This window comes from Acidobacteriota bacterium (genome assembly GCA_016184105.1).
In the GTDB taxonomy this organism is placed as follows: domain Bacteria; phylum Acidobacteriota; class Vicinamibacteria; order Vicinamibacterales; family 2-12-FULL-66-21; genus JACPDI01.
Map to the genome: position 1 here is coordinate 1 of JACPDI010000041.1, position 24,710 is coordinate 24,710.

Genomic DNA, 24,710 nt, shown 5'->3' on the forward strand with positions numbered 1-24,710 from the left:
CCTGGTCCAGACGATCAAGCAGGCGAAGGAGTGGGTCGAGCTGCAGCGCCCCGAGGTGTGGGACGTGCTCGAGGAAGTCATCCGCGAGCACCCGGTGCTGCTCAACCGCGCGCCGACGCTGCACCGCCTGGGCATCCAGGCGTTCGAGCCGGTGCTGGTCGAGGGCAAGGCGATCCGCATCCACCCGCTCGTCTGCACGGCGTTCAACGCCGACTTCGACGGCGACCAGATGGCGGTGCACATCCCGCTCTCGCCCGAGGCGCAGATCGAGGCCTCGGTGCTGATGATGTCGTCGAACAACGTCCTCTCGCCCGCCAACGGCGCGCCGATCGCGGTGCCGTCGCAGGACATCGTCCTCGGCTGCTACTACATGACGAAGGCCAAGCAGGGGGCGAAGGGGGAAGGGCGCGCGTTCGGCACGGTGGACGATGTCATCCTCGCGCTCGAGGCGGGGGAAGTGGAGATGCTGACGCCCATCCGCCTGCGGTGGACGGGCGAGCTGATCGACCTGACCGTCGCCCGCGACGACCAGGGGGTGCAGTACGCCGAGGCGCGCCCGGTCGATCGGAAGATCATCAACACGACGGTGGGCCGCGTCATCTTCAACGACGCGCTGCCGAGGGTCATGCCGTACGTGAACGGCCTGCTGAAGAAGAAGGGGCTCCAGCAGCTCGTGCAGTACTGCTACCTGCGGTTCGGCCTCGAGAAGACCGTCGAGATGCTCGACAGCCTGAAGTCGCTCGGCTTCACGTATGCGACGCGCTCGGGCCTGTCGATCGGCATCGACGACCTGGTCATCCCGTCGGAGAAGGCCGCGGTCGTGGACCGCGCGCGAGACGAGGTGATCAAGGTCGAGGGGCAGTACCTCGAAGGGGCGATCACCAACGGCGAGCGCTACAACAAGGTCATCGCCATCTGGTCGGAGGCCACCGAGAAGGTCGCCGACGAGATGTTCAGCGAGATGCAGGAGGCGGACCGCAGCGGCCGCTCGTTCAACCCGGTCTACATCATGGCGGACTCGGGCGCGCGGGGCAGCAAGCAGCAGATCCGCCAGCTCGCCGGCATGCGCGGCCTGATGGCCAAGCCGTCGGGGGAGATCATCGAGACGCCCATCACGTCGAACTTCCGTGAGGGGCTGACGGTGCTCCAGTACTTCATCTCGACCAACGGCGCGCGCAAGGGCCTCGCCGACACGGCGCTCAAGACGGCGGACTCGGGCTACCTCACGCGGCGCCTGGTGGACGTGGCGCAGGACGTCATCGTGCAGGAGATCGACTGCGGCACGATGGACGGCATCGACGCCCGGGCGATCGTGGAGAGCGGCGAGATTATCGAGCCGCTGCGCGACCGCATCGTCGGGCGCGTCGCGCTGGAGCGGATCTCGGATCCGTTCAGCGGCGAGGTGCTCGTCGAGGCCAACGACGAGATCGACGAGGAGAAGGCGACCGTCGTCCAGGATGCGGGCATCGAGAAGGTGCGCATCCGCTCCGTGCTCACGTGCGCCTCGCGGCGGGGCGTGTGCGCGAAGTGCTACGGGCGCGATCTCGCGACCGGCCGCCTGGTGGAGCTGGGCCTGGCGTCCGGCGTCATCGCGGCGCAGTCAATCGGCGAGCCGGGCACGCAGCTCACGATGCGGACGTTCCACATCGGCGGCGCGGCGTCGCGCGTGTCGGAGCAGTCCACCCTCGAGGCGAAGCACGAGGGCTCCGTCCACTTCCAGAACCTGAAGGTGGTCGAGGCCAAGCGCGACATGGAGGCCACGCAGAAGGGCACGCTCGTCGTCATGAACCGCACCGGGTCGCTGGTCATCCAGGACTCGAAGGGGCGCGACCGCGAGCGGTACCCGATCGTCTACGGCGCGCGCCTGAAGGTGAACGACGGGCAGACGGTCGAGCAGGGCCAGGTCCTCGTCGAATGGGATCCGTACACGTTCTCCATCCTCACGGAGGAGGAAGGCACGGTCAAGTTCAAGGACATCGTCGAGGGCATGACGGTGCACGAGGAAGTCGACGAAGTGACGGGCCTCTCGCGGCTCATCATCATCGACTCGCCGGACGACAAGAAGCAGCCGCTGATTGAAATCCGCGACAAGGCGGGCAAGGTCGCCCGGAAGTACCACATGCCGTCGCACGCGCACCTGATGGTGCAGGACGGCGAGCAGGTGTTCGCCGGCGACGTCCTCGCCAAGATCCCGCGCGAGACGACGAAGACCAAGGACATCACGGGCGGCCTGCCGCGCGTGGTGGAGCTGTTCGAGGCGCGCAAGCCGCGCGAGACCGCCGTGATCTCGGAGATCGACGGCATCGTGAGGCTCGGCGGCATCGTCAAGGGGCAGCGGCGGATCATCGTGGTGCCAGACGAGCCCGGCGCCGACCAGCGGGAGTACTCGCTGCCGCGCGGCGTGCACGTGAACGTGCAGGAGGGCGACCGCGTGCGCGCGGGCGAGCCGCTGATGGACGGCCCGAGCAACCCGCACGACATCCTGGCGGTCCTCGGCGAGAAGGCGCTGCACGCGTATCTCGTCAACGAGATCCAGGAGGTCTACCGGCTGCAGGGCGTGAACATCAACGACAAGCACATCGAGGTCATCGTCCGGCAGATGATGCGGTGGGTGAAGATCGAGGACGTCGGCGACACGGAGTTCCTCGTCGACGAGCAGGTGGACCGCTTCCGCTTCCTCGAGGAGAACGAGCGCGTGATCGCGGCGGGCGGGCGCCCGGCGCAGGGGCGGCCGATGCTGCTCGGGATCACGAAGGCGTCGCTCTCCACCGACTCGTTCATCTCCGCGGCGTCGTTCCAGGAGACCACGCGCGTGCTCACCGAGGCGTCGATTGCCGGCAAGGTGGACTACCTGCGCGGGCTCAAGGAGAACGTCACGATGGGCCGGCTCATCCCGGCGGGCACCGGCTTCGAGTACTACAAGCACGTGCGCATCCCGCACGACGAGCCGCCGCCCCCGCCGGCGCCGTCGCCCGAGGAGCTGGAGCTCGAACGCGAGATGGAGTATCTCGTGGAGGCCGAGGAGAGCTTCGGGCGCGACGAGGTGGCGGAGTAACACCAGCCAGTCAAAGACAAGCCGCAAAGGCCCAGGGGCGCACAGCTCCTGGGCCACCGCGCTCACGTGCGACGTGCGGCGTGCGGCGTGCGACGTGCGGCGTGCGACGTGCGACGTGCGGCGTGCGACGTGCGACGTGCGGTGGTGCAGGAGCGAGCGATGGCGAGGGAGGCAGCAACCACCTCGGCGTAGCCGCGGGCAACCGCTACGGCGCGCTGCACCTGATGGGCATCTGCCATGTGCCGGCGCAAGCCGCGCGTCTCGAGGCAGCGTTCGCGGCGCGGCGGCCCGCGCCGGAGTAGGCCTTCTTTCCGAGATGAACCAACTTCCAGGCGAAGCTCCTCCCACCAATCCCCGCTGGGGAATGGTCAGGCGATCGCTGGCGCGCCCATACCGCGTGCCGGTGTCGATGGTGCTGCTGGCGGCCATGGTCCCCTTCTATGTCCTGATTCCCGCGTTCCTGCCGCCCCAAACGAGATACATCCCCGAACTGGCGCTCGATCGCGCCGTGCCTCTGGTTCCGTCCTGGGCGATTCCCTACGGAACGCTGTACCTGTTCCTTATCCTGCTTCCCATCTTTGTCATTCGAGGGGACGAGCTGATCCGGCGCACGGTCAACGCCTACTTGCTGATCTGGATCACGGCATACGTCTTCTTCTTCGTGGTCTATCCGACCGCGGCACCGCGGCCCGACACGGTGATCGGGGAAGGATTCGGCGTCTGGGGCCTGCGTGCCCTCTATTCATCGGATCCTCCGTACAATTGCTTTCCGTCCCTCCATGTGGCGCATTCCCTCGTCTCTGCGCTGGCATGCTCCCGCGTGCATCGCCGCCTCGGAATCATCGCCACGATGTTTGCGACACTGGTCGCCGTCTCCACGCTGTTCACGAAGCAGCACTACGTGTTGGATGTCGTCGCGGGCGGTTTCCTGGCCATGGTCGCCTACGGCATCTTTCTGCGCGGATACCCTTCCGGCCGGATTCCCGAGTTCGACCGGCGGGTCGCGCCGGCCCTCGCACTGTGCGTCGGCGCAATCGCCGCGGTGGGCCTCGCGGCGTCCTGGCTCGCTTACCTCTGGGGCGGTGAGACGCACTTTACGTTTGGACCGTGAAGGGCACTTTGCCGCGGAGCAGCCGCGGCGCCAGGGGATCTCTCGTTTCTCAAGGAACTGATCGAGGCCGGGGCCACTTTTCGGATTCGAACGCGTTCGTCTCAACGTTCGGCTCGGTAACGAACGGGCGATCGCCTGTTACCGAGCCGCAGACGTTAGACGGTTGAATCAGCGGGCTGTCGGACTGGTGTGCTGGTCGAGCCACTGTTCGAGATCAGAGCGCGTCAAACGAGCGGACGCCAAGTCCAGCATGAGGCGCTCCTGGTCGTCTATGTCGGCGATCAGCGCGAGGCCGTTGAGATTCAGGAAGACTTCCATTGCGGCGTGAGCGACCCGCTTGTTGCCGTCCAGAAAGGGATGGTTCAGCGCAATTGAAAAGCCCAAGGCGGCAGCTTTGGCGGGAAGGCTCGGGTGAAGGTCACAGCCGGCGAACGTGACTCTCGGCTGAGCGAGGGCAGATTCGAGGGCAGCCAGGTCTCGAATACCGGTGGCACAGCCGGTCTCTGCGAGAATCGCCCGGTGGAGTGCAACGACTTCACCGAGCGTCAGGTAGCGCATCAGGCCAGGCGCTTGTACAGTTCGCGGTTCTTCGCGAGCACTCGGTTCGCGACCGCCTGGAATTCGGTGTCCGGCGTGGCAAGCAGGTCCGTCAGTGCGGCCCGCACCAGATCCTCGGGTGCGAGCCCGAGTCGCTCAGCTTCGGCTCGGAGCCTGTCGGCCTGCCCTGCGGGGATCTCGAAGGCCAGCTTCATGGTCAGTACTGTATCGCGAGGGACGCCGTCTCACAAGCGCTTGCAGCCGGCGCACGTGCTGCGTGAGGCCGGTTTCGAGTGGATTGCGAAAGACGATCGGACGACGGATCCACTCTGAAAGCGCGTGTTTCGTCTTCTCATGGGAATATTCTTTGCGGCCGCGCTCGTCCTCGCCGTTGCGGCTCCCGGTGATCGTGGCCGGCGCGGGGGAGCCGTGGTCATTGTGTCTAGGCGGATTGGAGGGGACGCGTGGGCGACGAGCGACAGTTCCGATTCTTGATTCCTCCCTTCTTCTTTGGGCTGTCTGTCATCGCGGGCGCCTGGTCTTCCGGCGTCGAGATCGGGCGCTGCTGGCGCGAGGGGCTGCTCGCGCGAGCGGTGCTGGGCGCCGCGACGCGCGGCTACCGGCGGCATCCTCAGCTCGCGCGCTTCCGCACGCATCCCAGGCCCATCGCGTGCATCGACACGTACCTGCGCGCGATCTGCGACGAGGCCGAACGGCGTGGGTGCCGGTTCGACCGGTCGAAGCTGGGTCGCAGCCGTGTCAAAGGACGCCTGCCGGTCACGCGCGGCCAGCTGGAGTTCGAGTGGGAGCATCTGGCGTCGAAGCTGAAACGCCGGCGGGTCACGCCGCGGTTTCCAGACGACACCGGGCACGCGCCATCCGCGCCCCCGCTCTTCAAAACCGTTCGCGAGCCGATCGCGGAATGGGAACGGGGCCGGCGCTCATGAACAGCCACCGGGGCACGCTCCACGATCCGTGGTGGAAAGGCACGCGCGGCGAGTGGCTCGTCGTCATCCAGTTCGCATTGATGGGGCTGGTGTTCTTCGGGCCGACGAGGGTCGGCGGGTGGCCGCAGCGGCCGTTCCCGTTTCCCGCACTTGCCGCGTACGCCGGCGCGGCGCTGATCGTCATCGGCGGCGCGGTCTTCACGGCCGGCGCATCCGCGCTGGGGGACAACCTGACGCCGCTGCCGCATCCGAAACGCGACGCGACGCTCGTCCAGACCGGCGCGTACCGGTTCGTTCGCCATCCGATTTACAGCGGCGGCATCCTCCTCGCGTTTGGGTGGGCGCTCTTGCGGCAGGGTTGGCTGACCGTCGGTTACGCGCTCGTGCTGCTGATCTTCCTCGACATCAAGTCGCGCTCCGAAGAACGGCGACTCGAGCAGGAGTTCCCCGAGTATGGAGACTATCGGCGCCGCGTCCGCAAGCTCGTGCCGTTTCTGTACTAGCGCCATCTCACCCCGGCCGGGCGCTTCTCTGGTACGATTCAGCTTGCATGGCCGACATCGAACACATCCTTGATGCGTACGCGGAGCTGGTCGTCCGCGTGGGACTGAACCTGCGTGCGGGCCAACGGCTGCTCGTCATCGGGCCGCTGGCCAACGGCGGCGTCTCGCTTGACGCGGCGCCTCTCGTCCGGCGCATTGCCGAGAGCGCGTATCGTGCCGGCGCGCCGCTCGTGGAGGCGATCTGGGGCGACGAGCCGCTGCAGCTCGCACGGTTCCGCAGCGCGCCACGCGAGTCCTTCGAGGCGTTTTCCGCGTGGCTCCCCGGCGCACTCACCGAACACGCGGCGGCGGGCCACGCCATCGTATCGGTCTTCGCCAACGATCCCGATCACCTCAGCGCCGAGCCGCCGGCCCGCGTCAGCGCCGTCCAGCAGGCGACGGCGCTGGCCGTCCGCCCGTTCCGCGAGCTGCTCTCGCGCAACGAGACGAACTGGACGGTCGTCGCGGCCCCCTCGCCCGCGTGGGCCCGCCGCGTGTTTCCCGAGCTGCAGCCGGACGGCGCGGTCGAGCGGCTCTGGGACACGATCGCGCGGCTGTGCCGGCTCGATCAGCCGGATCCGGTCGAGGCCTGGCGCGCGCACTTGAAGGCGCTGGCGGCGCGCAGGGACTTTCTGAACCGGAAGCAGTACATCGCGCTCGAATATGAAGGTCCGCAGACCAGGCTGCGCATCGGGCTGCCGCCCGGCCACGCGTGGGTCAGCGGCCAGTCTCCCAGCCGGAACGGCATCCCCTTCGCGCCGAATCTGCCCACGGAAGAAGTCTTCACGATGCCCCACAAGGATCGCGTGGACGGCGTCGTCTCTTCCTCGAGGCCGCTCAGCTACGGCAGCACCGTCATCGAGAAGTTCCGCCTCGAGTTCGAGGCGGGGCGCGCGGTGCGCGCGACCGCCGAGAAAGGAGAGTCCGTGCTCCGGCAGCTGCTGTCCACCGACGAGGGCGCCGCGCGGCTCGGCGAGGTCGCGCTCGTTCCCCACGGCTCGCCGATCTCGCAATCCGGCCTGCTGTTCTACACGACGCTGTTCGATGAAAACGCGGCGAGCCATGTCGCGCTCGGCGCCGCTTACAAGTTCACGATGGCCGGCGGCGAGGAGATGACCGACGAGGCGTTCGAGAACGAGGGTGGCAACCGCAGCGCGGTGCACGTGGACTTCATGATCGGGTCGGCCGAACTCGACGTGAACGGCGTGCTGCCCGACGGCACGTCCGAGCCCCTGATGCGTTCGGGCGAGTGGGCCGCCGCGTTATCGGGCACACTGTCACGGTGACTGCACCTCACGCCGGCACGGGCGGCGCCTTGGCGAGCCTCGCGCGCGCCATGCGTTCGTGGCGCACCGCCGCCGTCGCGCTGCTGTCCTTCTCCTCGGGCCTGCCGCTCGGCCTCGTCTGGTACTCCATCCCCGACTGGATGCGCGACATCGGCGTGGACATCCGCGTGGTGGGGCTGTTCACGCTCGCGCAGGCGCCGTGGGCCTTCAAGGCCGTCTGGTCGCCGCTGATGGATCGCTACGTCCCCCCGTTCTGGGGACGACGACGTGGCTGGATGGCGGTCACGCAGATCGCGCTTGCCGCGCTCGGCCTCGCGCTGGCCGGCGTCGGCCACCATCCCGACGCGATCTGGGTGGTCGGCGCCATCGCGCTCGGGATCGCGCTCGCATCCGCGTCGCAGGACATCGCGTACGACGCCTACACGGTCGACGTCCTCCACGAGCACACGGAAGAACAGGGCGCCGTGATCGGCGCGCGCACGGCGATGTACCGCGCGGCGATGGTGGTCTCGGGCGGCGCCGCGATCACGCTTGCCGGGCGCATCGGGTGGCCGGCGGTGAACGTGCTGCTGGCGCTCGTGTACATTCCCGTGCTGATCCTGACCTGGAAGGCGCCCGATCCGGAGGAGGAGGCGGTCGCTCCGCGATCGCTTGGCGACGCGATCTGGCATCCCTTCCTCGGCTTTCTCGCGCGGCATCGCGCGCTCGAGATCCTGGCGTTCGTGCTCCTCTACAAGTTCGCCGACCAGCTCGCGCAGGCGCTGACGCGTCCGTTCCTGATCGACATGGGCTACACCGCGGATCATCGCGGCATCGCGCTCGCCACGGTCGGCATGGTCGCGACCATCGTCGGCGCATTCGTCGGCGGGTGGGTGACAACACTGGCAGGACTCGGGCACTCGCTGTGGGTCTTCGGGTTCCTCCAGGTGTTCTCCAACGTCGGCTATTTCCTCCTGTCGCGCACCGATGGGCCCAGCCTGCCGATGATGTACGCCGCGACCAGTTTCGAGCTGCTGACATCAGGGCTCGGCACGGGCGCCTTCTCCGTCCTGCTCCTGCGCATCACGCAGAAGCGATTTTCCGCGACGCAGTACGCCTTGTTCTCGAGCCTGTTTGCGCTGCCGCGCCTGATTGCCGGCCCGGTCACCGGTTTCGTCGTGGATGCGATCGGGTGGCCGACGTTCTTCCTGTCCACGATGGTGTTCGGGATTCCGGGGCTGGTGATGCTCGCGCGCTTCGTGCCGATCGGCGTTCGCGAGCCGCACTTCACCGTGGAGCCCGTACGCGCGGCGCGGCCGCTCGCCGCGGCGGCCCTGGCCGCGCGCGGCCTCATCGGAGGGCTTCTCATCGGCGCCTCGGTCTTCGTCCTCACCGCGCTCCTCGCGGCACTCAAGACCATGCGAGAGGCGAACGCGCCCTTCGATCTGGCGGGCGCGATGTGGCGGGTCGCGCGGCCGGTGGCGATCACGGACTGGGTGCAGCTGTTCGGGATTGTCGTCTTCACGGTGTTCGGCGGGCTGTTCGTCGCGGCGGTGGTGGCGGCCCGCCACGGGGCGATCGGCGAGGCGGTGGAATAGGGGGGAGCGCGATGGCCATTCGTGTCGTGCGTCTGGGAAGCCCTCGAGCGGCCGGTGAGGGCCTGCGTCTCGGGACGGTTCGTCGTCCGCCGCGCGGCGTGCCCAAGTCGGAGCATGCCTCGCGCGACTTCTACGACGTCTGGCTTCCAGACCTGGCGCCATCGGAGGCGCTCGTCAAGCAGGCACACGGTGCGGCCGACGATCGCGCGTGGCGGTCATTCGCGCAGCGGTACCGCGCCGAAATGAAACGCCCGGAGGCGGCTCGGCTCCTCGCGCTGCTGGCCGCGCTCTCGCACCGGACGAATCTCTCGGTCGGTTGCTACTGCGCGGACCAAGCGCGCTGCCACCGGTCCGTGCTGAAGGCGCTGTTGAAGGAACACGGCGCGATCCTGGCCTGATCGTGATCGAGCGACTCCATCTGCCGGCCGGCGACGCCGACATTCGGGACCTCGCCCGGCTCCTGGTTGACGCGGTCGAGTCCGGCGCCGCGGTGAGCTTCCTCGCGCCTCTCCCCCTCGAGCGCGCCGAAGCGTGGTGGCGAAGGACCCTGTCTGCCTCCGATCCCCGCGCCATCTTCCTGGTCGCCCGCGACACGGAAGGCATCGCCGGTACCGTTCAGCTCCATCCCGCGTGGGCGCCCAACCAGCCGCATCGCGCGGAGATCGCCAAGTTGCTGGTGCATCGCCGGACCCGCCGCGCGGGCCTGGGCACTCAGCTGATGCGAACGGTTGAGGACGCGGCCCGGGCCGCCGGGTTTACCCTTCTGACGCTGGACGCGAAGCGTGGGGAGGCGGCCGAGCGCCTGTATCGCCGCCTGGGCTGGACCCACGCGGGCACGATCCCGCGGTACGCCCTCGACACGGACGGAAGAACTCCGCACGCCGCGGTGATCTTCTACAAGGAACTCACAGGCGGCATGGAGCGATCGACCGGCTGGGAGGCCGTGGCCCGGGAATTCGCCGAGCACCGCGCGAAGTCGACCATTGGCGTGGCGACGGTTCGCGCGTGGGCGCAGTCGATTCCAAAAGGCGGGTCGATTCTCGACCTGGGCTGCGGTTCCGGCGTGCCGATCAGCGAAGCGCTGATGGATGAGGGCCTGGCGGTCTACGGCGTTGAGGCCGCTCCCAGCCTGGCCGCAGCCTTTCGGAGCCGGTTCCCGACTGCACCGATCGCCTGCGAGGCCGCCGAAGAGTCAGCCCTTTTTGGGCGGACATTCGACGGCGCGCTCGCGTGGGGCCTGATGTTTCTGCTGCCGGCCGACACGCAGCGCCACGTGATCCATCGGGTCGCGCGCGCGCTCAATTCCGGCGGCCGCTTCCTCTTCACGGCCCCCGCGCAGGCGTTCACCTGGCCTGACATCTCGACCGGCCGCACGTCCGTCTCGCTGGGGGCGGATACCTACAAGGCGGTGATCGCGGAAGCCGGGCTCGTGCTCGTCAGCGAGTACGACGACGAAGGAGACAATCATTACTTCGACGCCGCCAGGCCGGCGACAGGTCGAGTCTGATTCGGACCGAGGAGCCAGGCTCCAGGCCCGAATTCGACGCCCCGTAGGCATTCGTTCGCCAGACAGGTCATAATTGCCCTGACGCATCACCTATCCGGGAGAGTGCCGTGCTAATCAGCCGAGAGCTCGCGAAGGCCTTCAACCAGCAGATCGGACACGAATTCGGCGCCAGCATGCAGTACGTGAGCATTGCCGCGCACTTCCAGCAGCGCCAGCTGCAGCTGCTGGCGAAGCTGTTCTTCGACCAGGCCGAGGAAGAGCGGCAGCACGCGATGAAGTTCGTGAAGTACGTGCTGGACACGAAGGGGGATCTGCAGATCCCGCCGATTCCTCCCCCGACGCCCACCTTTGCGTCCGCCGAGGACGCCGTGCAGGCCGCGCTCGCCTGGGAGCAGGAAGTCACCAAGCAGGTCGCGGCGCTCATGGACCTCGCCGTCAAGCAGAACGACTACATTGCGCAGGGCTTCCTGCAGTGGTTCGTCGACGAACAGCTCGAGGAAGTCGTGAAGATGGATCGCCTGCTCGGCGTGATCCGGCAGTCGGGCGAGCGGAACCTGTTGATGGTCGAGGCGTACCTGGTCCACGTCGACAAGGCCTGACGCCGCCCGTGTCCCACATCCTGATCGGCAAGGGCGAGCGCCAGGTCCACCTGCTTCCGAAGTACGGCAACCGCCATGGGCTGGTGGCCGGCGCGACGGGCACCGGCAAGACCGTCTCGCTGCTGGTGCTCGCCGAGGGCTTCTCACGCCTCGGCGTGCCGATCTTCATCGCGGACGTGAAGGGGGACGTCGCGGGTCTCGCGATGCCGGGCGCCGCGAACGACAGGATCCTGCGGCGCGCCGCTGAGGTCGGCATCTCCGGCTATACGCCCGAAGCCAGCCCCGTCGTCTTCTGGGATCTGTACGGCAAGTCCGGGCACCCGGTGCGGACGACCGTCAGCGAGATCGGCCCCGCGCTGCTGGGGCGAATCCTCCAGCTGAACGACACGCAGGCCGGCGTGCTCGAGATCGCCTTCAAGCTCGCCGATGACCGGGGGCTGTTGCTGCTCGATCTCGATGACCTTCGCGTGCTGCTGACCTTCGTTGCCGATCACCGCAAGGCGATCTCGAGCGAGTACGGGTTGGTCAGCACGCAGCCGGTCGCCGCCATCCAGCGCGCGCTGCTCACGCTCGAGCGCGACGGTGGCGAGGCGTTGTTCGGTGAGCCGGCGCTCGAACTGGCCGACCTGCTGCGAACCGATCTCAGCGGTCGCGGCATCATCAACATCCTCGCGGCAGATCAACTGATCCTGAAGCCGCGGCTCTACGCGACGTTCCTGCTGTGGCTCCTCTCGGAGCTGTTCGAGAACCTGCCGGAAATCGGCGACCCGGACACGCCCCGACTCGTGTTCTTCTTCGACGAATCGCACCTGCTCTTCGACGATGCGCCGGCGGCCCTGCGGGAGAGGGTCGAACAGGTCGTGCGCATCATCCGGTCGAAGGGCGTCGGCGTGTACTTCTGCTCGCAGTTTCCCGACGACGTGCCCAACGAGATTCTCGGACAGCTCGGGAACCGCATCCAGCACGCGCTGCGCGCCTACACGCCGCGCGATCAGAAGGCCGTGCGAACGGCGGCCGAGACGTTCGTGCCGAACCCGAAGCTGGATGTCGCCCAGGTGATCTCGCAGCTTGGTGTCGGCGAGGCGCTCGTGTCCACGCTCCAGGAGAACGGGGTGCCCTCCGCCGTCGAGCGGGCGCTGATCGCCCCGCCGCGCGCGCGGATTGGCGCCATCACGGCGGAGGAGCGTGCCGCGGTCGTGTCGCGGAGCCCGGTCCGCGGCAAGTACGAGACGCCGGTCAACCGCGAGTCGGCCTACGAGATCCTGACGCGGCGCGCCGGCGCCCCCCGCGGACCCTTTCCTCCGGCGCCGCAGACCTCTCACCCTCCGAGCGAGGGCCGGGGGCCCGTCGCCGACATGCTCTGGGGCACGAAACGCCGCCAGGGGATGGTGGAGACGATGGCCAAGCAGGCGGCGCGCACCGTCGGCGGACAAATCGGCCGGCAGATCCTCCGAGGGATCTTCGGAGGCCTGCTGGGAGGCACGCGACGCCGGTGAGTCCGTCCGAGCGCATCCTCTATAACGAGCGCGCCACGCATTTCGAGCTGCGCATCTTCATCAGGCGCGAGCACGTCACCGAAGGGAAGCTGCTGCTCGATCTCGAGCGGCCATCGCTCGTCGTGTCGTCATAATGCCCGACCTGTTCTGGTTGTACGTCGCCGCGGGATTCGCGGCGCAGGTGATCGACGGCACGCTGGGAATGGCGTATGGCGTGACGGCCTCCAGCCTGCTGCTGTCGTTCGGCGTGCCGCCGGCGGTGGCGAGCGCCACCGTCCATGCGGCCGAGTGCTTTACCACCGGGGCATCGGCGGCGGCGCATCACGCGTTCGGGAACGTCAATCGATCGCTCTTCCGGCGGCTGCTGCTTCCAGGCGTCCTCGGCGCGGCCGCCGGCGCGTACATCCTGAGCAGCTTCCCCGGAGACGCGTTGAGGCCGTACGTCTCGGCGTACCTGCTGGTGATGGGCGGTGTGATCGTGCTCAAGGCCTTCCGGGAATTTCCACCGCGCGTGGTGACCACCCATCTGGCTCCGCTTGGCTTCGGCGGCGCGCTGCTCGACGCGATGGGCGGCGGCGGATGGGGACCGATCGTGGCGAGCACGCTCATCGCGCGCGGCAACGACGTGCGGCTCACCATCGGCAGCGTGAACGCCGTCGAGTTCTTCGTGACGCTGGCGGCCTCAGCGGTCTTCATCGTGATGCTGGGGCTGGGGAACTGGCCGATCATCGTCGGGCTGGCGCTCGGCGGGCTGGTCGCCGCGCCGATCGGCGCCTGGGCGTGCACGCGCATCCCGCACAAACCGTTCGGCGTCCTCGTCGGCCTGATCGTGATCGCGCTGAGCCTTCGCGCGCTGCTCACGTGAGGTGCTGGGACACATCATCGACGCCGAGCGCGTCTTCGGCTACCGCGCGTTCCGCATCGGCCGCGGGGACGAAACGCCGCTCGCCGGCTTTGACGAGAACACCTATGTGGCGCGATCGGCCTACGACGGTATTCCGCTGAAGGAACTCGCCGAGGAGTTCGCGCTCGTGCGCGGCGGGAACCTCGCCACGCTTCGGCGGCTGGACGGTCGCCACGCCGCGCTGACGGGCACCGCCAACGGCGCGAAGGTGTCCGTGCGCGCGCTGGCCTACATCATGGCCGGCCACGTGCGCCATCACGTCAAGGGTCTTCGCGAGAACTACGGCGTGGCGTGAAAACCGGCCGCTCGGACGATCACTGCGTCACGGAGCGCGGCGGGGCAGGCGGTTTGGGCATGTCCTCGGCGCTGAAGCGGGGCAGCATCGCGTCGCGCATGGCGACGTGATACACGGCTCCGGCGATGGCCGCCGCCGAGCGCATGAGTTCCTCCGGAATCACCCGCTCGTACGTGTCCAGGTTCGTGTGCCACGTGTGGCTGCCGTACTGAATCGGATCCTGCCCGAGCCCGATGCCCGGCAGCCCGGCTTCGTTGAACGACGTGCTGTCGGTGCCCCCCGTGCGGCGGCTCTTCGTCACCGACATTCCGACAATGCCGTAGTCCTCGAAGGGCGCAAAGGCGTCGCGCAGGATCTCGCCGGTCGACCTCGGGCCGAAGACGCTGCCCCCGCGGATTCGGCCGGTGCCGGAGTCCACGTTGAAATAGCCGTTGAACTTCGCGTACTCCGCCCCGGGGTTCTCGAACGTGCCGAAGTGCTGCGCGACGTACGCCTTCGAGCCGAGCAATCCCTGTTCCTCGCCTCCCCAGAGCGCCACGCGGATCGTGCGGCGCGGCTTCACGCCCAGCGCCTTCAGGATCCTCACCGCTTCCATCATCGTCGCGGCGCCCGTCGCGTTATCGGTTGCGCCCGTGGCCGAATGCCACGAGTCGAGGTGACCGCCGAGCATGACCACTTCGTCCTGCTTGTCCGTCCCTGGAATCTCCGCCAGGACGTTGTACGCCGTGCGCCCTTCGGGATAGTCGCGGTTGACGATCGTGAACTCGAGCTCCACCGGCGTGCCGTCATCCAGGATGCGGCTGATGCGGCCGTAGTCCTCGTTGCGCAGCACCACGGTCGGCACCGCTTTCGACGTGTCGTAGGTCCGATTCTGGAACGCGCGAACCTGGCCGTGCTCGCGCCCCGCGTCGTTCAGCCGGACCAGCACGCCGTTACCCCGCAGAAATTGATCGATCTGCTGCGCGATCTGGGCGGCCGTGAGCTGGCCGTCGGCGGGACGAGGGGACTCGGGCGGCGTGTAGGCGGGCGCCGGGTTGTCCAGGTCGAAGCGGCGGCGGAGCGTCGCTTCGTCCATCCGCGGTTCGGGTGAGGTGAGCGAGACCGCGACCTTCGCCGGCACTCCGGCGAGCACGATCCTTCCGGCGACCTTGTCCTTCACGCTGGCGAAATACTTCGTGAGCGCCTCCTGCGTGGGGCAGGCCGGCGCCGCCGGCGGCGGGGCGGGCTGCGCCGCGGGCGGCGCGAACGGGCTGCCGCTCGCGCCGGGCGAGGTCGAGCACTGCGGAGGCTCGATCCGGACAGCCTGCCCGGATACGGTTCCGTTTGTTCCCGGCGTCCAGGCGAGCACCTCGCCGACGAGCGAATCTTTCACGGGGGAGAGAATGAAGCCGGCGAAACGCTCGTTCGCCCAGCCGGGATGACCGAAGTCCCACGGTTCGAGCCGGGCATTTTCGAGGCCCCACTCGGTCAGCTGCTTCACGGCCCAGTCCGCCGCCGCCTTGTAGGCAGGCGATCCCGTCAGCCGCGGCCCGTGCACGTCGGTGAGGAAGTGCAGCGTACGCATGACCTGTGAGCGCTCGCGCGCTTCCTTCCTGATCCTGTGGTTCGTCGCGTAGTCGATGTTTTCTTCGGCAATCACCGGCGCGGTGCCCACGGCGAGCGCCGCCGCAATCATGAGAATCGCGGGTTTCTGTATCCGCATGGGTTCTCCAGGAAGGCTCTGCGGAAAACCATAGCACGGCCGCGCTGGCCGCCGGCGCCGAAACGGCTGAGGGAGCGACAGTTGTCTCGATCGGTTGAGGCCAAAGGCCAGCCCGTCCGGCCTTTGGCCCCCTTTGAGCCCCTTTGAGCTTTGTCGTGTCGTGTCACCCACTTGCAAGGTTTCTGCAGGTCTGATATCCTCCCAAGGTTTGGGAGACGCTAGGACACCCTATCTAGCGTCAGCCACCCAGAAGAAGCCGCGAGCTTCTTTCGTGCGTGCCCGGTGAGAACGCCGGGACGCCTGAACGACAACACACGAATAGGGTAAGTCGCAGCAGGCGCCAAGCATCTGCTTCTAGGCCTGCGGCAAGCCTGAAAAGGGGGACAGTCCCACTTTTCGGCGATCGCATTTGAAAAGTGGGACTGTCCCCCTTTTCAGGGAGTGTCTGTGCCGACGATCAACCAGCTCGTGCGCAGGGGACGCGAGAAAGTGCTCTCGAAGACGAAGAGCCCGGCCCTGCAGGACAGCCCGCAGAAGCGCGGGGTCTGCATCCGCGTATTCACGCAGACGCCGAAGAAGCCGAACTCGGCGTTGCGCAAGGTCGCGCGTGTTCGCCTCACCAACGGGATCGAGGTCACCACGTACATCCCGGGCGTGGGGCACAACCTGCAGGAGCACTCGCTCGTGCTGATTCGCGGCGGCCGCGTGAAGGATCTCCCCGGCGTGCGCTACCACGTCGTCCGCGGGACGCTCGATGCCGTCGGCGTGCAGGGCAGGAAGCAGGGGCGTTCGAAGTACGGGGCGAAGAGGCCGAAGCAGTAGGTGTCGCCGCCGGCCGTTAGGCCGGCGGGTGAGAGACGAACGAAATGCCACGCAGACGAGAGATTCCGAAGCGCGAAGTTCCGTCCGACCCGCTCTACAACAGCTCGCTCGTGACCAAGTTCATCAACACGGTCATGCGCGACGGGAAGCGGAGCACGGCCGAACAGATCATGTACGGCAGCCTGAAGATCGTTCAGGAGAAGACCGGCGACGATCCGCTGAAGGTGTTCAAGAAGGCGGTCGAGAACGTCAAGCCGGCGCTCGAAGTGAAGTCGCGCCGCGTGGGCGGCTCGAACTACCAGGTGCCGATCGAAGTGAACCCGAACCGCCGCCTGTCGCTCAGCATCCGCTGGCTGGTGAGCTTCGCGCGCTCGCGCGGAGACGGCAAGACGATGGAAGAGAAGCTCGCGAACGAGTTCATGGACGCGTCGAACATGCGTGGCGGCGCGGTCAAGAAGCGGGAAGACACGCACCGGATGGCGGAAGCCAACAAGGCGTTCGCGCACTATCGCTGGTAACAACACGTAATGCCCAGACAGGTAGCCCTCGATCGGTGTCGCAACATCGGCATCATGGCCCACATCGATGCCGGGAAGACGACGACGACTGAACGGATCCTCTTCTATACGGGGATCACGTACAAGATCGGCGAGGTCCATGAGGGCACGGCCGTCATGGACTGGATGGAGCAGGAGCAGGAGCGCGGGATCACCATCACGTCGGCGGCCACGACCTGCTTCTGGCGCGAGCACCGCATCAACATCATCGATACGCCGGGCCACGTGGACTTCACGGCCGAAGTCGAGCGCTCGCTGCGCGTTCTCGACGGCGCCGTGGCGGTGTTCGACGCCGTCGCGGGCGTCGAGCCCCAGTCGGAAACCGTGTGGCGCCAGGCCGACAAGTACCGCGTGCCGCGGATCTGCTTCGTCAACAAGATGGACCGCGTCGGCGCGGACTTCAAGCGGACGCTCGAGCAGATCTCCACGAAGCTCCAGGGCAATCCCGTCGCCATCCAGCTGCCGATCGGCAGCGAGGACCGGTTCACCGGCGTCGTCGACCTCGTGCGGATGAAAGCCATCCGCTACAAGGACGAGACGATGGGCGCCGACTACGAGCTCGAGGACATCCCGGCCGACATGCTGGCCGAGGCGAAGCACTACCGCGAGCAGCTGATTGAAAAGGTCAGCGAAGCCGACGACAAGCTCCTCGAGAAGTACCTGCACGGCGAGGAGGTCACCGAGGCCGAAATCAAGGGCGCGCTGCGCAAGCGCACCATCGAGTCGGTCCGCGGCGACGAGGCCCCGTTCGTGGTCGTCATCTGCGGGTCCGCGTTCAAGAACAAGGGGGTCCAGCCGCTGCTCGACGCGGTGGTCGACTACCTCCCCTCGCCGGTGGACGTGCCGGCGATCACCGGCATCGACCCGCGGAAGGACCAGCCGGCGGAGCGGCCGGCCGAAGACAAGGCGCCGTTCTCGGCGCTCGTCTTCAAGATCATGACCGACCCGTTTGTCGGCCAGCTCGCGTTCCTCCGGGTCTACTCGGGCGTCCTGGCATCGGGCTCCAACGGCTACAACTCGACCAAGCAGCGCAACGAGCGCATCGGCCGGCTCCTGAAGATGCACGCCAACAAGCGTGAGGAAATCAAGGAAGTCTACGCCGGCGACATCGCGGCGGCGGTCGGGCTGAGGACGGTCACGACCGGCGACACCATCTGCGACGAGAAGCACCCGATCGTGCTCGAGTCGATGGACTTCCCCGAGCCCGTCATCTCGCTGGCGATCGAGCCGAAGACGAAGGCGGACCAGGAGAAGCTCGGCACCGGCCTGCAGAAGCTGATGGCCGAGGACCCGACCTTCCGCGTGAACACGGACCAGCAGACGGGCCAGACGATCATCCGCGGCATGGGCGAGCTGCACCTCGAGATCATCGTCGACCGCCTGAAGCGGGAGTTCAGCGTCGAAGCCAGCGTCGGGCGCCCGCAGGTCGCCTACAAGGAGACGCTCACGATCCCGGCCGAAGGCGAGGGCCGGTACGTGCGCCAGACCGGCGGCCGCGGCCAGTACGGCCACGCGAAGATCCGCCTGATCCCGCGCCAGCCCGGCGAAGGCTACGAGTTCATCAACAACATCGTCGGCGGCAAGATCCCGCGCGAGTTCATCAAGCCGATCGACGAAGGGATTCGCGAAGCGATGACGACCGGCGTCCTCGCCGGCTACCCGGTGGACGACGTGGCGATCGAGCTGTACGAGGGCTCGTACCACGACGTGGACTCGTCGGAGATGGCGTTCAAGATTGCCGGCTCGATGGCGTTCAAGGACGCCTCGCACAAGGCGAGGCCGATCCTGCTCGAGCCGGTCATGCGCGTCGAAGTCGTCGTCCCGAAGGAGTACATGGGCGACGTGATGGGCGACCTGGCGAGCCGGCGCGGCCACATCCAGTCGCAGGAAGACCGCGGCGGCACGCAGATCGTCGCCGCCCGCGTGCCGCTCAGCGAGATGTTCGGCTATGCGACCGAGCTGCGCTCGCGCACGCAGGGACGCGCGACCTACTCGATGCATTTCGATCGCTACGAGCCCGCGCCGCAGAACGTGGCAGAGGAAGTCGTTGCGAGGGTGCAAGGGAAATGACGTGTTGGGGCCGCCGGCCCGAAGGCCGGCGGCGACACAGACGGCCGGCACGTGTAGACGCCGGCCTTTAGGCCGGCGGAGACGAGAGAGATGGCGAAGGAAAAATTCGATCGTTCCAAGCCTCACGTGAACGTGGGGACCATCGGGCACATCGACCACGGGAAGACGACGTTGACGGCGGCCTTGACGAAGGTGGCGGCCGACAAGGGGTGGGCGAAGTTCGTGCCGTATGACGAGGTGGCGAAGGCGTCGGAATCGCAGGGGCGTCGCGACGAGACGAAGATCCTGACGATCGCGACGAGCCACGTGGAGTATGCGACGCCGAAGCGGCACTACGCGCACGTGGACTGCCCGGGGCATGCCGACTACATCAAGAACATGATCACGGGCGCGGCGCAGATGGACGGGGCGATCCTGGTGGTGTCGGCGACCGACGGGCCGATGCCGCAGACGCGGGAGCACGTGCTGCTGGCCCGGCAGGTGGACGTGCCGTATCTGGTGGTGGCGCTCAACAAGGTGGATTTGGTGGACGACCCGGAGCTGCTGGACCTGGTGGAGCTGGAGGTGCGGGAGCTGCTGAAGGGGTATGGGTTCCCGGGCGACGACGTGCCGGTGGTGCGGGTGTCGGCGCTCAAGGCGCTGCAGGGGGACAGCGAAGGGGTCGAATCGGTCACCAAGCTGATGGACGCGCTGGACCAGTATGTGCCGCTGCCGCAGCGGGAGGTGGACAAGCCGTTCCTGATGCCGATCGAGGACGTGTTCTCGATCTCGGGGCGCGGGACGGTGGTGACCGGGCGGGTGGAGCGGGGCAAGGTGAAGGTCGGGGAGGAAGTGGAGCTTATCGGGTTCCGGCCGACGCAGAAGAAGGTGGTGACCGGGGTGGAGATGTTCCGCAAGCTGCTCGATGAAGGGGTGGCGGGGGACAACATCGGGGTGCTGCTGCGGGGGACGGAAAAAGACGACGTGGAGCGGGGGATGGTGCTCGCCAAGGGCGGGTCGATCACGCCGCACACGCAGTTCAAGGCCGAGGTGTACGTGCTGGGGAAGGATGAAGGGGGGCGGCACACGCCGTTTTTCAACGGGTATCGGCCGCAGTTCTACATCCGGACGACGGACGTGACCGGGACGCTGCACCTGCCCGAGGGGGTGGAGATGATCATGCCGGGGGACAACACGAACGTGTCGGTGGAGCTGATCGCGCCGGTGGCGATCGAGAAGGGCTCGCGCTTCGCGATCCGCGAAGGGGGCCGCACGGTGGGCGCCGGGACGGTGACCGAAATTACTCAGTAACGAGAATTTGAGGATGTGAGGATTTCCTCAGATTCAAGGATCACAGAGATGGCAGCTTTCAGCGACAAGATTCGGATCCGGCTCAAGGCGTACGACTATCGCGTGCTCGATCAATCGACCTCCGAGATCGTGGAGACCGCGAAGCGCACGGGCGCGCAGCTGGCGGGCCCGATCCCGCTGCCGACCGAGAAGAACAAGTGGACCGTGCTCCGCTCGCCGCACGTGGACAAGAAGTCGCGCGAGCAGTTCGAGATCCGCACGCACAAGCGGCTGATTGACATCTTCGAGCCGACGCCCCAGACCGTGGACGCGCTGATGAAGCTGGATCTTCCGGCCGGCGTGGACGTCGAGATCAAGGCGTTCGGGAAGGAACACAAATAGCTCACCTGTAGCGTCCGGCCTTCAGGCCGGACGTCCCGCGGGGCTGAAGCCCCGGGGCTACACGTGCGGTGAACATTTATGGTTACAGGCATCATCGGCAGGAAACTCGGGATGACGCAGCTGTTCGCTGCCGACGGCACCGTGCAGCCCGCCACCGTCATCAAGGCCGGGCCGTGTGTGGTCGTGCAGGGCAAGACCGCGGCGACCGACGGGTACGAGGCCGTGCAGCTCGGGCTGGTGGAGGAGCGTCCCGCGAAGGTGAACAGGCCCACCGCGGGCCACTTCACGAAGGCGAACGTGCCGCCGACACGCGTGCGGCGGGAAGTCAAGGTCGCCAGGGGCGCGGAAGCCCCGAAGGCCGGGGAGCAGGTGCTCGTCAACGCCGTGTTCAACGCGGGAGACCAGGTGGACGTCATCGGCGTCAGCCGCGGGCACGGGTTCCAGGGGGTCGTCAAGCGCCACCACTTCGCGGGGGGCGCGGCGACGCACGGATCGATGTTCCATCGCGCGCCCGGATCGATCGGCGCCTCGTCGTATCCGTCCCGCGTCGTGAAGGGCATGCGCGCGGCGGGCCGGATGGGCGGAGACCGCGTGACCGTGCGGAACCTGCGCATCGTGAAGGTGGACGGCGACAACAACCTGCTCGTCGTGCGCGGGGCGATCCCGGGCAAGCCCGGCGGCTACCTGCTGATCCGCAAGGCGCTGGCGCCGCGCCGCGAGCCGCAGCCGCAGGCGCAGGAAAAGCCGAAGAAGGGCAAGAAGTAGCCATGCAGCTCGAAGTGGTCAACGCGCAGAACGAGAAGGTCGGGCAGATTGAAGTCCGCGACGAGGTGTTCGGCGGCCCGATCAAGACCGACCTGATCTGGGAAGCGGTCGTGCACCAGAACGCGGGCGAGCGTCGCGGCACGCACGCGACGAAGAACCGCGCGCTCGTCAGCGGCAGCGGCAGGAAGCCGTGGCGGCAGAAGGGCACCGGCCGCGCGCGGGTCGGCGAGATCCGGAACCCCTTGTGGCGCAAGGGGGGCACCGTGTTCGGGCCCCAGCCGCGCAGCTACGACTACGCGCTGCCGAAGAAGGTCCAGCGCGGCGCGCTGCGCGCCGCGCTGGCGGCCAAGTTCAAGGATGGCGCCGTGACGGTCGTCGATGCGCTGGCGTTCGGCGAGGCGAAGACGAAGCAGGCCGCCGAGACGCTGAAGCGGCTCGGCGCGGACGGCAAGACGCTCCTCGTCGACGTGCAGCCCGACGAGCGCGTGGCGCGCTCGACGCGCAACATCGCCGGCGTGCGCCTGGTGCCGAGCGGCCGCCTGACGGCGCGCGACGTCATGGACACGACGCGGATTATCGCGACACGCGCGGCGGTGGAGCGCCTCCAGGAAGTGCTGGGATAGCGATGAAACTGACAGACGTGATCCGTCGCCCGCTGATCACCGAAAAGACGACCGTGATGCGCGAGAACGGCCGCAGCACGATCGCCTTCGAGGTGGCCTCCGCGGCGACGAAGGTGGACATCAAGCGCGCGGTGGAGAAGCTGTTCGGCGCCAAGGTGGACGGCATCCGGACCGCGCTCGTGCACGGGAAGATGAAGCGCCAGGGGCGGTTTGCCGGCCGGCGCCCGGACTGGAAGAAGGCCTACGTCCGCCTGAAGGCAGGCGAGAAAGTGCCCGACTTCCTCGAGGGAGCGTAACCATGCCGATTCGCAAGTACAAGCCGACGTCCGCGGGGCGGCGCTTCCAGACCGTGCAGGCGTTCGACGAGATCACCGCGACGCGCCCGTACAAGCCGCTCACCGAGCCGCTCAAGGGCTCCGGCGGCCGCAACAACCACGGCGAGCTGAGCTCGTGGTGGCGCGGCGGCGGTCACAAGCGCAACTACCGCGTGATCGATTTCAAGCGCGACAAGCGGAACATCCCGGCGAAAGTCGCGACCATCGAGTACGACCCGAACCGCTCGGCGTTCATCGCGCTGCTGACCTACGTCGACGGGGAGAAGCGCTACATCCTGCAGCCGGTGGGGCTCAAGGTGGGGGACACGGTCGTCGCGGGGGACAACGTCGACATCCTGCCGGGCAACGTGCTGCCGCTCAAGAACATCCCGCTGGGCACGATGATCCACAACGTGGAGCTGCGTCCCGGCAAGGGGGGGCAGATCGCGCGCAGCGCGGGCGCGGCCGTGCAGCTCGTCGCCAAGGAAGGGGAGTACGCGTCGGTGAAGATGCCGTCGGGCGAAGTCCGTCACATCAGCATCGAGTGCGTGGCGACGATCGGGCAGGTCGGCAACGTCGATCACGAGAACGTCTCTATCGGCAAGGCGGGCCGGAGCCGGTGGCTGGGCAAGCGGCCGCACGTGCGCGGCGTCGCCATGAACCCGGTCGATCACCCGCTCGGCGGCGGCGAGGGCAAGACCTCGGGCGGCCGGCACCCGGTGTCGCCGTGGGGCATGCCCACCAAGGGGTTCAAGACGCGCCGGCGGAAGGAAACGGATCGCTTCATCGTGCAGAGGCGGTCGAAGTAGCGGCCAGTGCCCGGTGGCCGGTGGTCGGTCGCGCAGAGTTGTTCTGGCCACTGACCACTGACCGCTGAGCACGACAGGAATCACAGTTATGAGTCGTTCACTGAAGAAGGGGCCGTTCGTCGACGTTCCGCTCCTCGAGAAGATCGAGGTGATGAACCGCAGCGGCGAGAAGAAGGTCATCAAGACCTGGTCGCGGCGTTCGACCGTGGTGCCCGAGATGGTGGGGCACACGCTGGCGGTGCACGGCGACGCGGCAGTTCAAGGGGCACACGACGAGGGCCGAGAAGGCCGCGGCGACGGCCCCGGCTGCGGGCGCGCCGGGTGGTGCCGGCGCCCCGGCGGCGTCCGCGCCGAAGGCGGGTGCGTGATGATCCAGGCGCAGGCCACGGCCAAGTACGTGCGCACCTCGCCGCAGAAGGCGAAGCTGGTGCTCGACCTGATTCGCGGCCGCAGCGTGAACGAGGCGCTGGCGACGCTGCGGTTCGCGCGCAAGTCGATCGCGCACGACGTCGAGAAGGTGCTCCGGTCGGCGATTGCCAACGCGCAGAACAAGGACGGGTTCAGCGGCGACGTCGATCGGCTCTACGTGGCGGCGTGCTACGCCGGGTCCGGCCCGTCGCTGAAGCGCGTGCGTCCGGCGCCGATGGGGCGCGCCTTCCGCGTGCAGAAGCGCACCGCGCACCTGACGGTCGCGGTGGCCGAGCGCGCCGAGACGCGCGCGGCCGCCGGCGGCGCTCCGAAGGCGAAGGCGCGCGGCGCGACGCCGCGCGGCGCGGTGAAGACGGGCAGGGCGAAAACTCGAAAGGCCGCCGCCACCCAAGCGAAAGAGGCATAGACGTGGGTCAGAAGGTACATCCATACGGGTTCCGGCTCGGCTTCAACAAGACCTGGCGCTCGCGCTGGTACGCCGACAAGGACTACGCGAAGCTCCTGCACGAGGACCTGAAGCTCAAGCGCGAGCTGAAGAAGCGGTTCTCGCACGCCGGCGTGTCGCGCATCGACGTGGAGCGCGCCGCCAACAAGCTGAAGATCGACATCCACACCTCGCGGCCGGGCATCATCATCGGCCGCAAGGGGACGGAGGTCGACAAGCTGAAGCAGGAGATCCAGAAGCGGACCAGCCGCGAGGTGTTCATCAACATCCTGGAGATCCAGAAGCCGGAGCTCGAGGCGCAGCTGATCGGCGAGTCGGTGGCGATGCAGCTCGAAAAGCGCGTGGCGTTCCGCCGCGCGATGCGCAAGGCGGTCGAGTCCGCGCTGCGCTTCGGCGCGCGCGGCATCAAGGTGCGCGTGAGCGGGCGGCTGAACGGCGCCGAGATCGCGCGCTCCGAGTGGTACCTGCACGGCCAGCTGCCGCTGCAGACGCTGCGCGCGGACATCGATTACGGCTTCGCCGAGGCGTTCACCACCTACGGCACGATCGGCGTGAAGGTGTGGCTCTACAAGGGCGAGCGGCTGACGCCGCGGATCGGCCGCGAAGAGGACTACCGCGCGCCGCGACGGGGAGCGAGGGCGTAAGTC

Annotated in this window: 28 protein-coding genes and 1 pseudogene; 26 read left to right on the forward strand and 3 right to left on the reverse strand. The window is 67.7% G+C overall.

The genetic code is table 11. The annotated features are described in order from the left end of the window. From HYU53_15135 to HYU53_15145, 3 genes are all read left to right on the forward strand, one after another. Positions 1-3,055, forward strand: a 3,055-nt coding sequence (locus HYU53_15135) for a DNA-directed RNA polymerase subunit beta' (protein ID MBI2222529.1), incomplete at its 5' end; no start/stop codon positions are given. Positions 3,056-3,156: 101 nt separating this feature from the next. Further along, positions 3,157-3,357, forward strand: coding sequence for a hypothetical protein (locus HYU53_15140; GenBank protein MBI2222530.1), 201 nt, complete (start codon positions 3,157-3,159; stop codon positions 3,355-3,357). A gap of 14 nt (positions 3,358-3,371) precedes the next feature. After that, positions 3,372-4,166 (forward strand): inositol phosphorylceramide synthase, encoded by a 795-nt coding sequence (locus HYU53_15145; GenBank protein ID MBI2222531.1) that lies wholly within the window; start codon positions 3,372-3,374, stop codon positions 4,164-4,166. A 168-nt stretch (positions 4,167-4,334) separates the two neighbouring features. On the opposite strand, the gene HYU53_15150 is transcribed toward HYU53_15145, so the two are convergent. Both HYU53_15150 and HYU53_15155 read right to left on the reverse strand, forming a co-directional pair. Continuing rightward, on the reverse strand, positions 4,335-4,727 hold the full coding sequence (locus HYU53_15150; protein ID MBI2222532.1) for a type II toxin-antitoxin system death-on-curing family toxin: 393 nt from the start codon (positions 4,725-4,727) through the stop codon (positions 4,335-4,337). Continuing rightward, complete coding sequence (locus HYU53_15155; GenBank protein MBI2222533.1) at positions 4,724-4,918, reverse strand: DNA-binding protein; 195 nt, start codon at positions 4,916-4,918, stop codon at positions 4,724-4,726. Before HYU53_15155 ends, HYU53_15150 begins: the two co-directional genes overlap by 4 nt. 300 nt (positions 4,919-5,218) lie before the next feature. On the opposite strand from HYU53_15155, the gene HYU53_15160 reads away from it, so the two are divergent. The 12 genes and pseudogenes from HYU53_15160 (at position 5,219) to HYU53_15215 (ending at position 13,856) form a co-directional block, all read left to right on the forward strand. Beyond that, positions 5,219-5,650: a hypothetical protein gene (locus tag HYU53_15160; GenBank protein ID MBI2222534.1), complete on the forward strand. Its 432-nt coding sequence runs from the start codon at positions 5,219-5,221 to the stop codon at positions 5,648-5,650. Beyond that, entirely contained in the window at positions 5,647-6,153 is a 507-nt protein-coding gene (locus HYU53_15165) for an isoprenylcysteine carboxylmethyltransferase family protein (protein MBI2222535.1), read from the forward strand. The genes HYU53_15160 and HYU53_15165 overlap by 4 nt, the downstream gene beginning before the upstream one ends. A 47-nt stretch (positions 6,154-6,200) precedes the next feature. After that, complete coding sequence (locus HYU53_15170; GenBank protein MBI2222536.1) at positions 6,201-7,478, forward strand: aminopeptidase; 1,278 nt, start codon at positions 6,201-6,203, stop codon at positions 7,476-7,478. A 50-nt stretch (positions 7,479-7,528) separates the two neighbouring features. Further along, a complete protein-coding gene (locus tag HYU53_15175; GenBank protein ID MBI2222537.1) occupies positions 7,529-9,055 on the forward strand; it encodes an MFS transporter in 1,527 nt (508 codons plus the stop codon). Between the two features lie 11 nt (positions 9,056-9,066). Then, positions 9,067-9,453, forward strand: coding sequence for a DUF488 family protein (locus HYU53_15180; GenBank protein ID MBI2222538.1), 387 nt, complete (start codon positions 9,067-9,069; stop codon positions 9,451-9,453). Beyond that, positions 9,453-9,932 (forward strand): annotated as a pseudogene (locus HYU53_15185) (GNAT family N-acetyltransferase). Before HYU53_15180 ends, HYU53_15185 begins: the two are co-directional and overlap by 1 nt. Positions 9,933-9,998: 66 nt before the next feature. After that, positions 9,999-10,562: a class I SAM-dependent methyltransferase gene (locus tag HYU53_15190; GenBank protein ID MBI2222539.1), complete on the forward strand. Its 564-nt coding sequence runs from the start codon at positions 9,999-10,001 to the stop codon at positions 10,560-10,562. A gap of 107 nt (positions 10,563-10,669) precedes the next feature. Then, positions 10,670-11,161: a ferritin gene (locus HYU53_15195; GenBank protein ID MBI2222540.1), complete on the forward strand. Its 492-nt coding sequence runs from the start codon at positions 10,670-10,672 to the stop codon at positions 11,159-11,161. An 8-nt stretch (positions 11,162-11,169) separates the two neighbouring features. Continuing rightward, positions 11,170-12,657: a DUF853 family protein gene (locus tag HYU53_15200; GenBank protein MBI2222541.1), complete on the forward strand. Its 1,488-nt coding sequence runs from the start codon at positions 11,170-11,172 to the stop codon at positions 12,655-12,657. Continuing rightward, positions 12,654-12,791 (forward strand): hypothetical protein, encoded by a 138-nt coding sequence (locus tag HYU53_15205; GenBank protein MBI2222542.1) that lies wholly within the window; start codon positions 12,654-12,656, stop codon positions 12,789-12,791. The genes HYU53_15200 and HYU53_15205 overlap by 4 nt, the downstream gene beginning before the upstream one ends. Next, a complete protein-coding gene (locus tag HYU53_15210) occupies positions 12,791-13,522 on the forward strand; it encodes a sulfite exporter TauE/SafE family protein (protein ID MBI2222543.1) in 732 nt (243 codons plus the stop codon). Before HYU53_15205 ends, HYU53_15210 begins: the two co-directional genes overlap by 1 nt. Before the next feature lies 1 nt (position 13,523). Next, positions 13,524-13,856, forward strand: coding sequence for a DinB family protein (locus tag HYU53_15215; GenBank protein MBI2222544.1), 333 nt, complete (start codon positions 13,524-13,526; stop codon positions 13,854-13,856). A gap of 19 nt (positions 13,857-13,875) precedes the next feature. Here the strand turns inward: HYU53_15215 and HYU53_15220 are convergent, their stop codons facing one another. After that, the gene (locus HYU53_15220) at positions 13,876-15,531 is read right to left on the reverse strand and encodes a M20/M25/M40 family metallo-hydrolase (GenBank protein MBI2222545.1); all 1,656 of its coding nucleotides are present in this window, start codon (positions 15,529-15,531) and stop codon (positions 13,876-13,878) included. 474 nt (positions 15,532-16,005) lie between these two features. Between HYU53_15220 and HYU53_15225 the strand changes: the two genes are divergently transcribed. The 11 genes from HYU53_15225 to rpsC all read left to right on the forward strand — a co-directional run bounded on the left by HYU53_15225 (position 16,006) and on the right by rpsC (position 24,707). Then, positions 16,006-16,380, forward strand: coding sequence for a 30S ribosomal protein S12 (locus tag HYU53_15225; protein ID MBI2222546.1), 375 nt, complete (start codon positions 16,006-16,008; stop codon positions 16,378-16,380). Between the two features lie 44 nt (positions 16,381-16,424). After that, the gene (rpsG, locus tag HYU53_15230; GenBank protein MBI2222547.1) at positions 16,425-16,898 is read left to right on the forward strand and encodes a 30S ribosomal protein S7; all 474 of its coding nucleotides are present in this window, start codon (positions 16,425-16,427) and stop codon (positions 16,896-16,898) included. Positions 16,899-16,907: 9 nt separating this feature from the next. Then, the gene (fusA, locus tag HYU53_15235) at positions 16,908-19,007 is read left to right on the forward strand and encodes an elongation factor G (protein MBI2222548.1); all 2,100 of its coding nucleotides are present in this window, start codon (positions 16,908-16,910) and stop codon (positions 19,005-19,007) included. A 90-nt stretch (positions 19,008-19,097) separates the two neighbouring features. Next, complete coding sequence (tuf, locus tag HYU53_15240) at positions 19,098-20,297, forward strand: elongation factor Tu (protein MBI2222549.1); 1,200 nt, start codon at positions 19,098-19,100, stop codon at positions 20,295-20,297. Between the two features lie 48 nt (positions 20,298-20,345). Continuing rightward, positions 20,346-20,678, forward strand: coding sequence for a 30S ribosomal protein S10 (gene rpsJ, locus HYU53_15245; GenBank protein ID MBI2222550.1), 333 nt, complete (start codon positions 20,346-20,348; stop codon positions 20,676-20,678). A gap of 78 nt (positions 20,679-20,756) precedes the next feature. Continuing rightward, positions 20,757-21,443 (forward strand): 50S ribosomal protein L3, encoded by a 687-nt coding sequence (gene rplC / locus HYU53_15250; GenBank protein MBI2222551.1) that lies wholly within the window; start codon positions 20,757-20,759, stop codon positions 21,441-21,443. Positions 21,444-21,445: 2 nt separating this feature from the next. After that, positions 21,446-22,066: a 50S ribosomal protein L4 gene (gene rplD / locus HYU53_15255; protein ID MBI2222552.1), complete on the forward strand. Its 621-nt coding sequence runs from the start codon at positions 21,446-21,448 to the stop codon at positions 22,064-22,066. A gap of 2 nt (positions 22,067-22,068) precedes the next feature. Further along, positions 22,069-22,362, forward strand: a complete 294-nt coding sequence (locus HYU53_15260; GenBank protein MBI2222553.1) for a 50S ribosomal protein L23 — start codon at positions 22,069-22,071, stop codon at positions 22,360-22,362. A gap of 2 nt (positions 22,363-22,364) precedes the next feature. Continuing rightward, the gene (rplB, locus tag HYU53_15265; protein MBI2222554.1) at positions 22,365-23,189 is read left to right on the forward strand and encodes a 50S ribosomal protein L2; all 825 of its coding nucleotides are present in this window, start codon (positions 22,365-22,367) and stop codon (positions 23,187-23,189) included. 88 nt (positions 23,190-23,277) lie between these two features. After that, positions 23,278-24,024: a 50S ribosomal protein L22 gene (gene rplV, locus HYU53_15270; protein ID MBI2222555.1), complete on the forward strand. Its 747-nt coding sequence runs from the start codon at positions 23,278-23,280 to the stop codon at positions 24,022-24,024. Between the two features lie 2 nt (positions 24,025-24,026). Continuing rightward, entirely contained in the window at positions 24,027-24,707 is a 681-nt protein-coding gene (gene rpsC / locus HYU53_15275; protein ID MBI2222556.1) for a 30S ribosomal protein S3, read from the forward strand. Positions 24,708-24,710: the final 3 nt, after the last annotated feature.

What these genes read in the sequence shown, in the direction of transcription:
- HYU53_15145 (MBI2222531.1), top strand. Translation starts at nt 3,372, where the DNA reads ATGAACCAACTTCCAGGCGAAGCTCCTCCCACCAATCCCCGCTGGGGA.
- HYU53_15155 (MBI2222533.1), bottom strand. Translation starts at nt 4,918, where the DNA reads ATGAAGCTGGCCTTCGAGATCCCCGCAGGGCAGGCCGACAGGCTCCGA.
- HYU53_15165 (MBI2222535.1), top strand. Translation starts at nt 5,647, where the DNA reads ATGAACAGCCACCGGGGCACGCTCCACGATCCGTGGTGGAAAGGCACG.
- HYU53_15170 (MBI2222536.1), top strand. Translation starts at nt 6,201, where the DNA reads ATGGCCGACATCGAACACATCCTTGATGCGTACGCGGAGCTGGTCGTC.
- HYU53_15175 (MBI2222537.1), top strand. Translation starts at nt 7,529, where the DNA reads ATGCGTTCGTGGCGCACCGCCGCCGTCGCGCTGCTGTCCTTCTCCTCG.
- HYU53_15180 (MBI2222538.1), top strand. Translation starts at nt 9,067, where the DNA reads ATGGCCATTCGTGTCGTGCGTCTGGGAAGCCCTCGAGCGGCCGGTGAG.
- HYU53_15210 (MBI2222543.1), top strand. Translation starts at nt 12,791, where the DNA reads ATGCCCGACCTGTTCTGGTTGTACGTCGCCGCGGGATTCGCGGCGCAG.
- HYU53_15220 (MBI2222545.1), bottom strand. Translation starts at nt 15,531, where the DNA reads ATGATTGCGGCGGCGCTCGCCGTGGGCACCGCGCCGGTGATTGCCGAA.
- rpsG (MBI2222547.1), top strand. Translation starts at nt 16,425, where the DNA reads ATGCCACGCAGACGAGAGATTCCGAAGCGCGAAGTTCCGTCCGACCCG.
- fusA (MBI2222548.1), top strand. Translation starts at nt 16,908, where the DNA reads ATGCCCAGACAGGTAGCCCTCGATCGGTGTCGCAACATCGGCATCATG.
- tuf (MBI2222549.1), top strand. Translation starts at nt 19,098, where the DNA reads ATGGCGAAGGAAAAATTCGATCGTTCCAAGCCTCACGTGAACGTGGGG.
- rpsJ (MBI2222550.1), top strand. Translation starts at nt 20,346, where the DNA reads ATGGCAGCTTTCAGCGACAAGATTCGGATCCGGCTCAAGGCGTACGAC.
- rplC (MBI2222551.1), top strand. Translation starts at nt 20,757, where the DNA reads ATGGTTACAGGCATCATCGGCAGGAAACTCGGGATGACGCAGCTGTTC.
- rplD (MBI2222552.1), top strand. Translation starts at nt 21,446, where the DNA reads ATGCAGCTCGAAGTGGTCAACGCGCAGAACGAGAAGGTCGGGCAGATT.
- HYU53_15260 (MBI2222553.1), top strand. Translation starts at nt 22,069, where the DNA reads ATGAAACTGACAGACGTGATCCGTCGCCCGCTGATCACCGAAAAGACG.
- rplB (MBI2222554.1), top strand. Translation starts at nt 22,365, where the DNA reads ATGCCGATTCGCAAGTACAAGCCGACGTCCGCGGGGCGGCGCTTCCAG.
- rplV (MBI2222555.1), top strand. Translation starts at nt 23,278, where the DNA reads ATGAGTCGTTCACTGAAGAAGGGGCCGTTCGTCGACGTTCCGCTCCTC.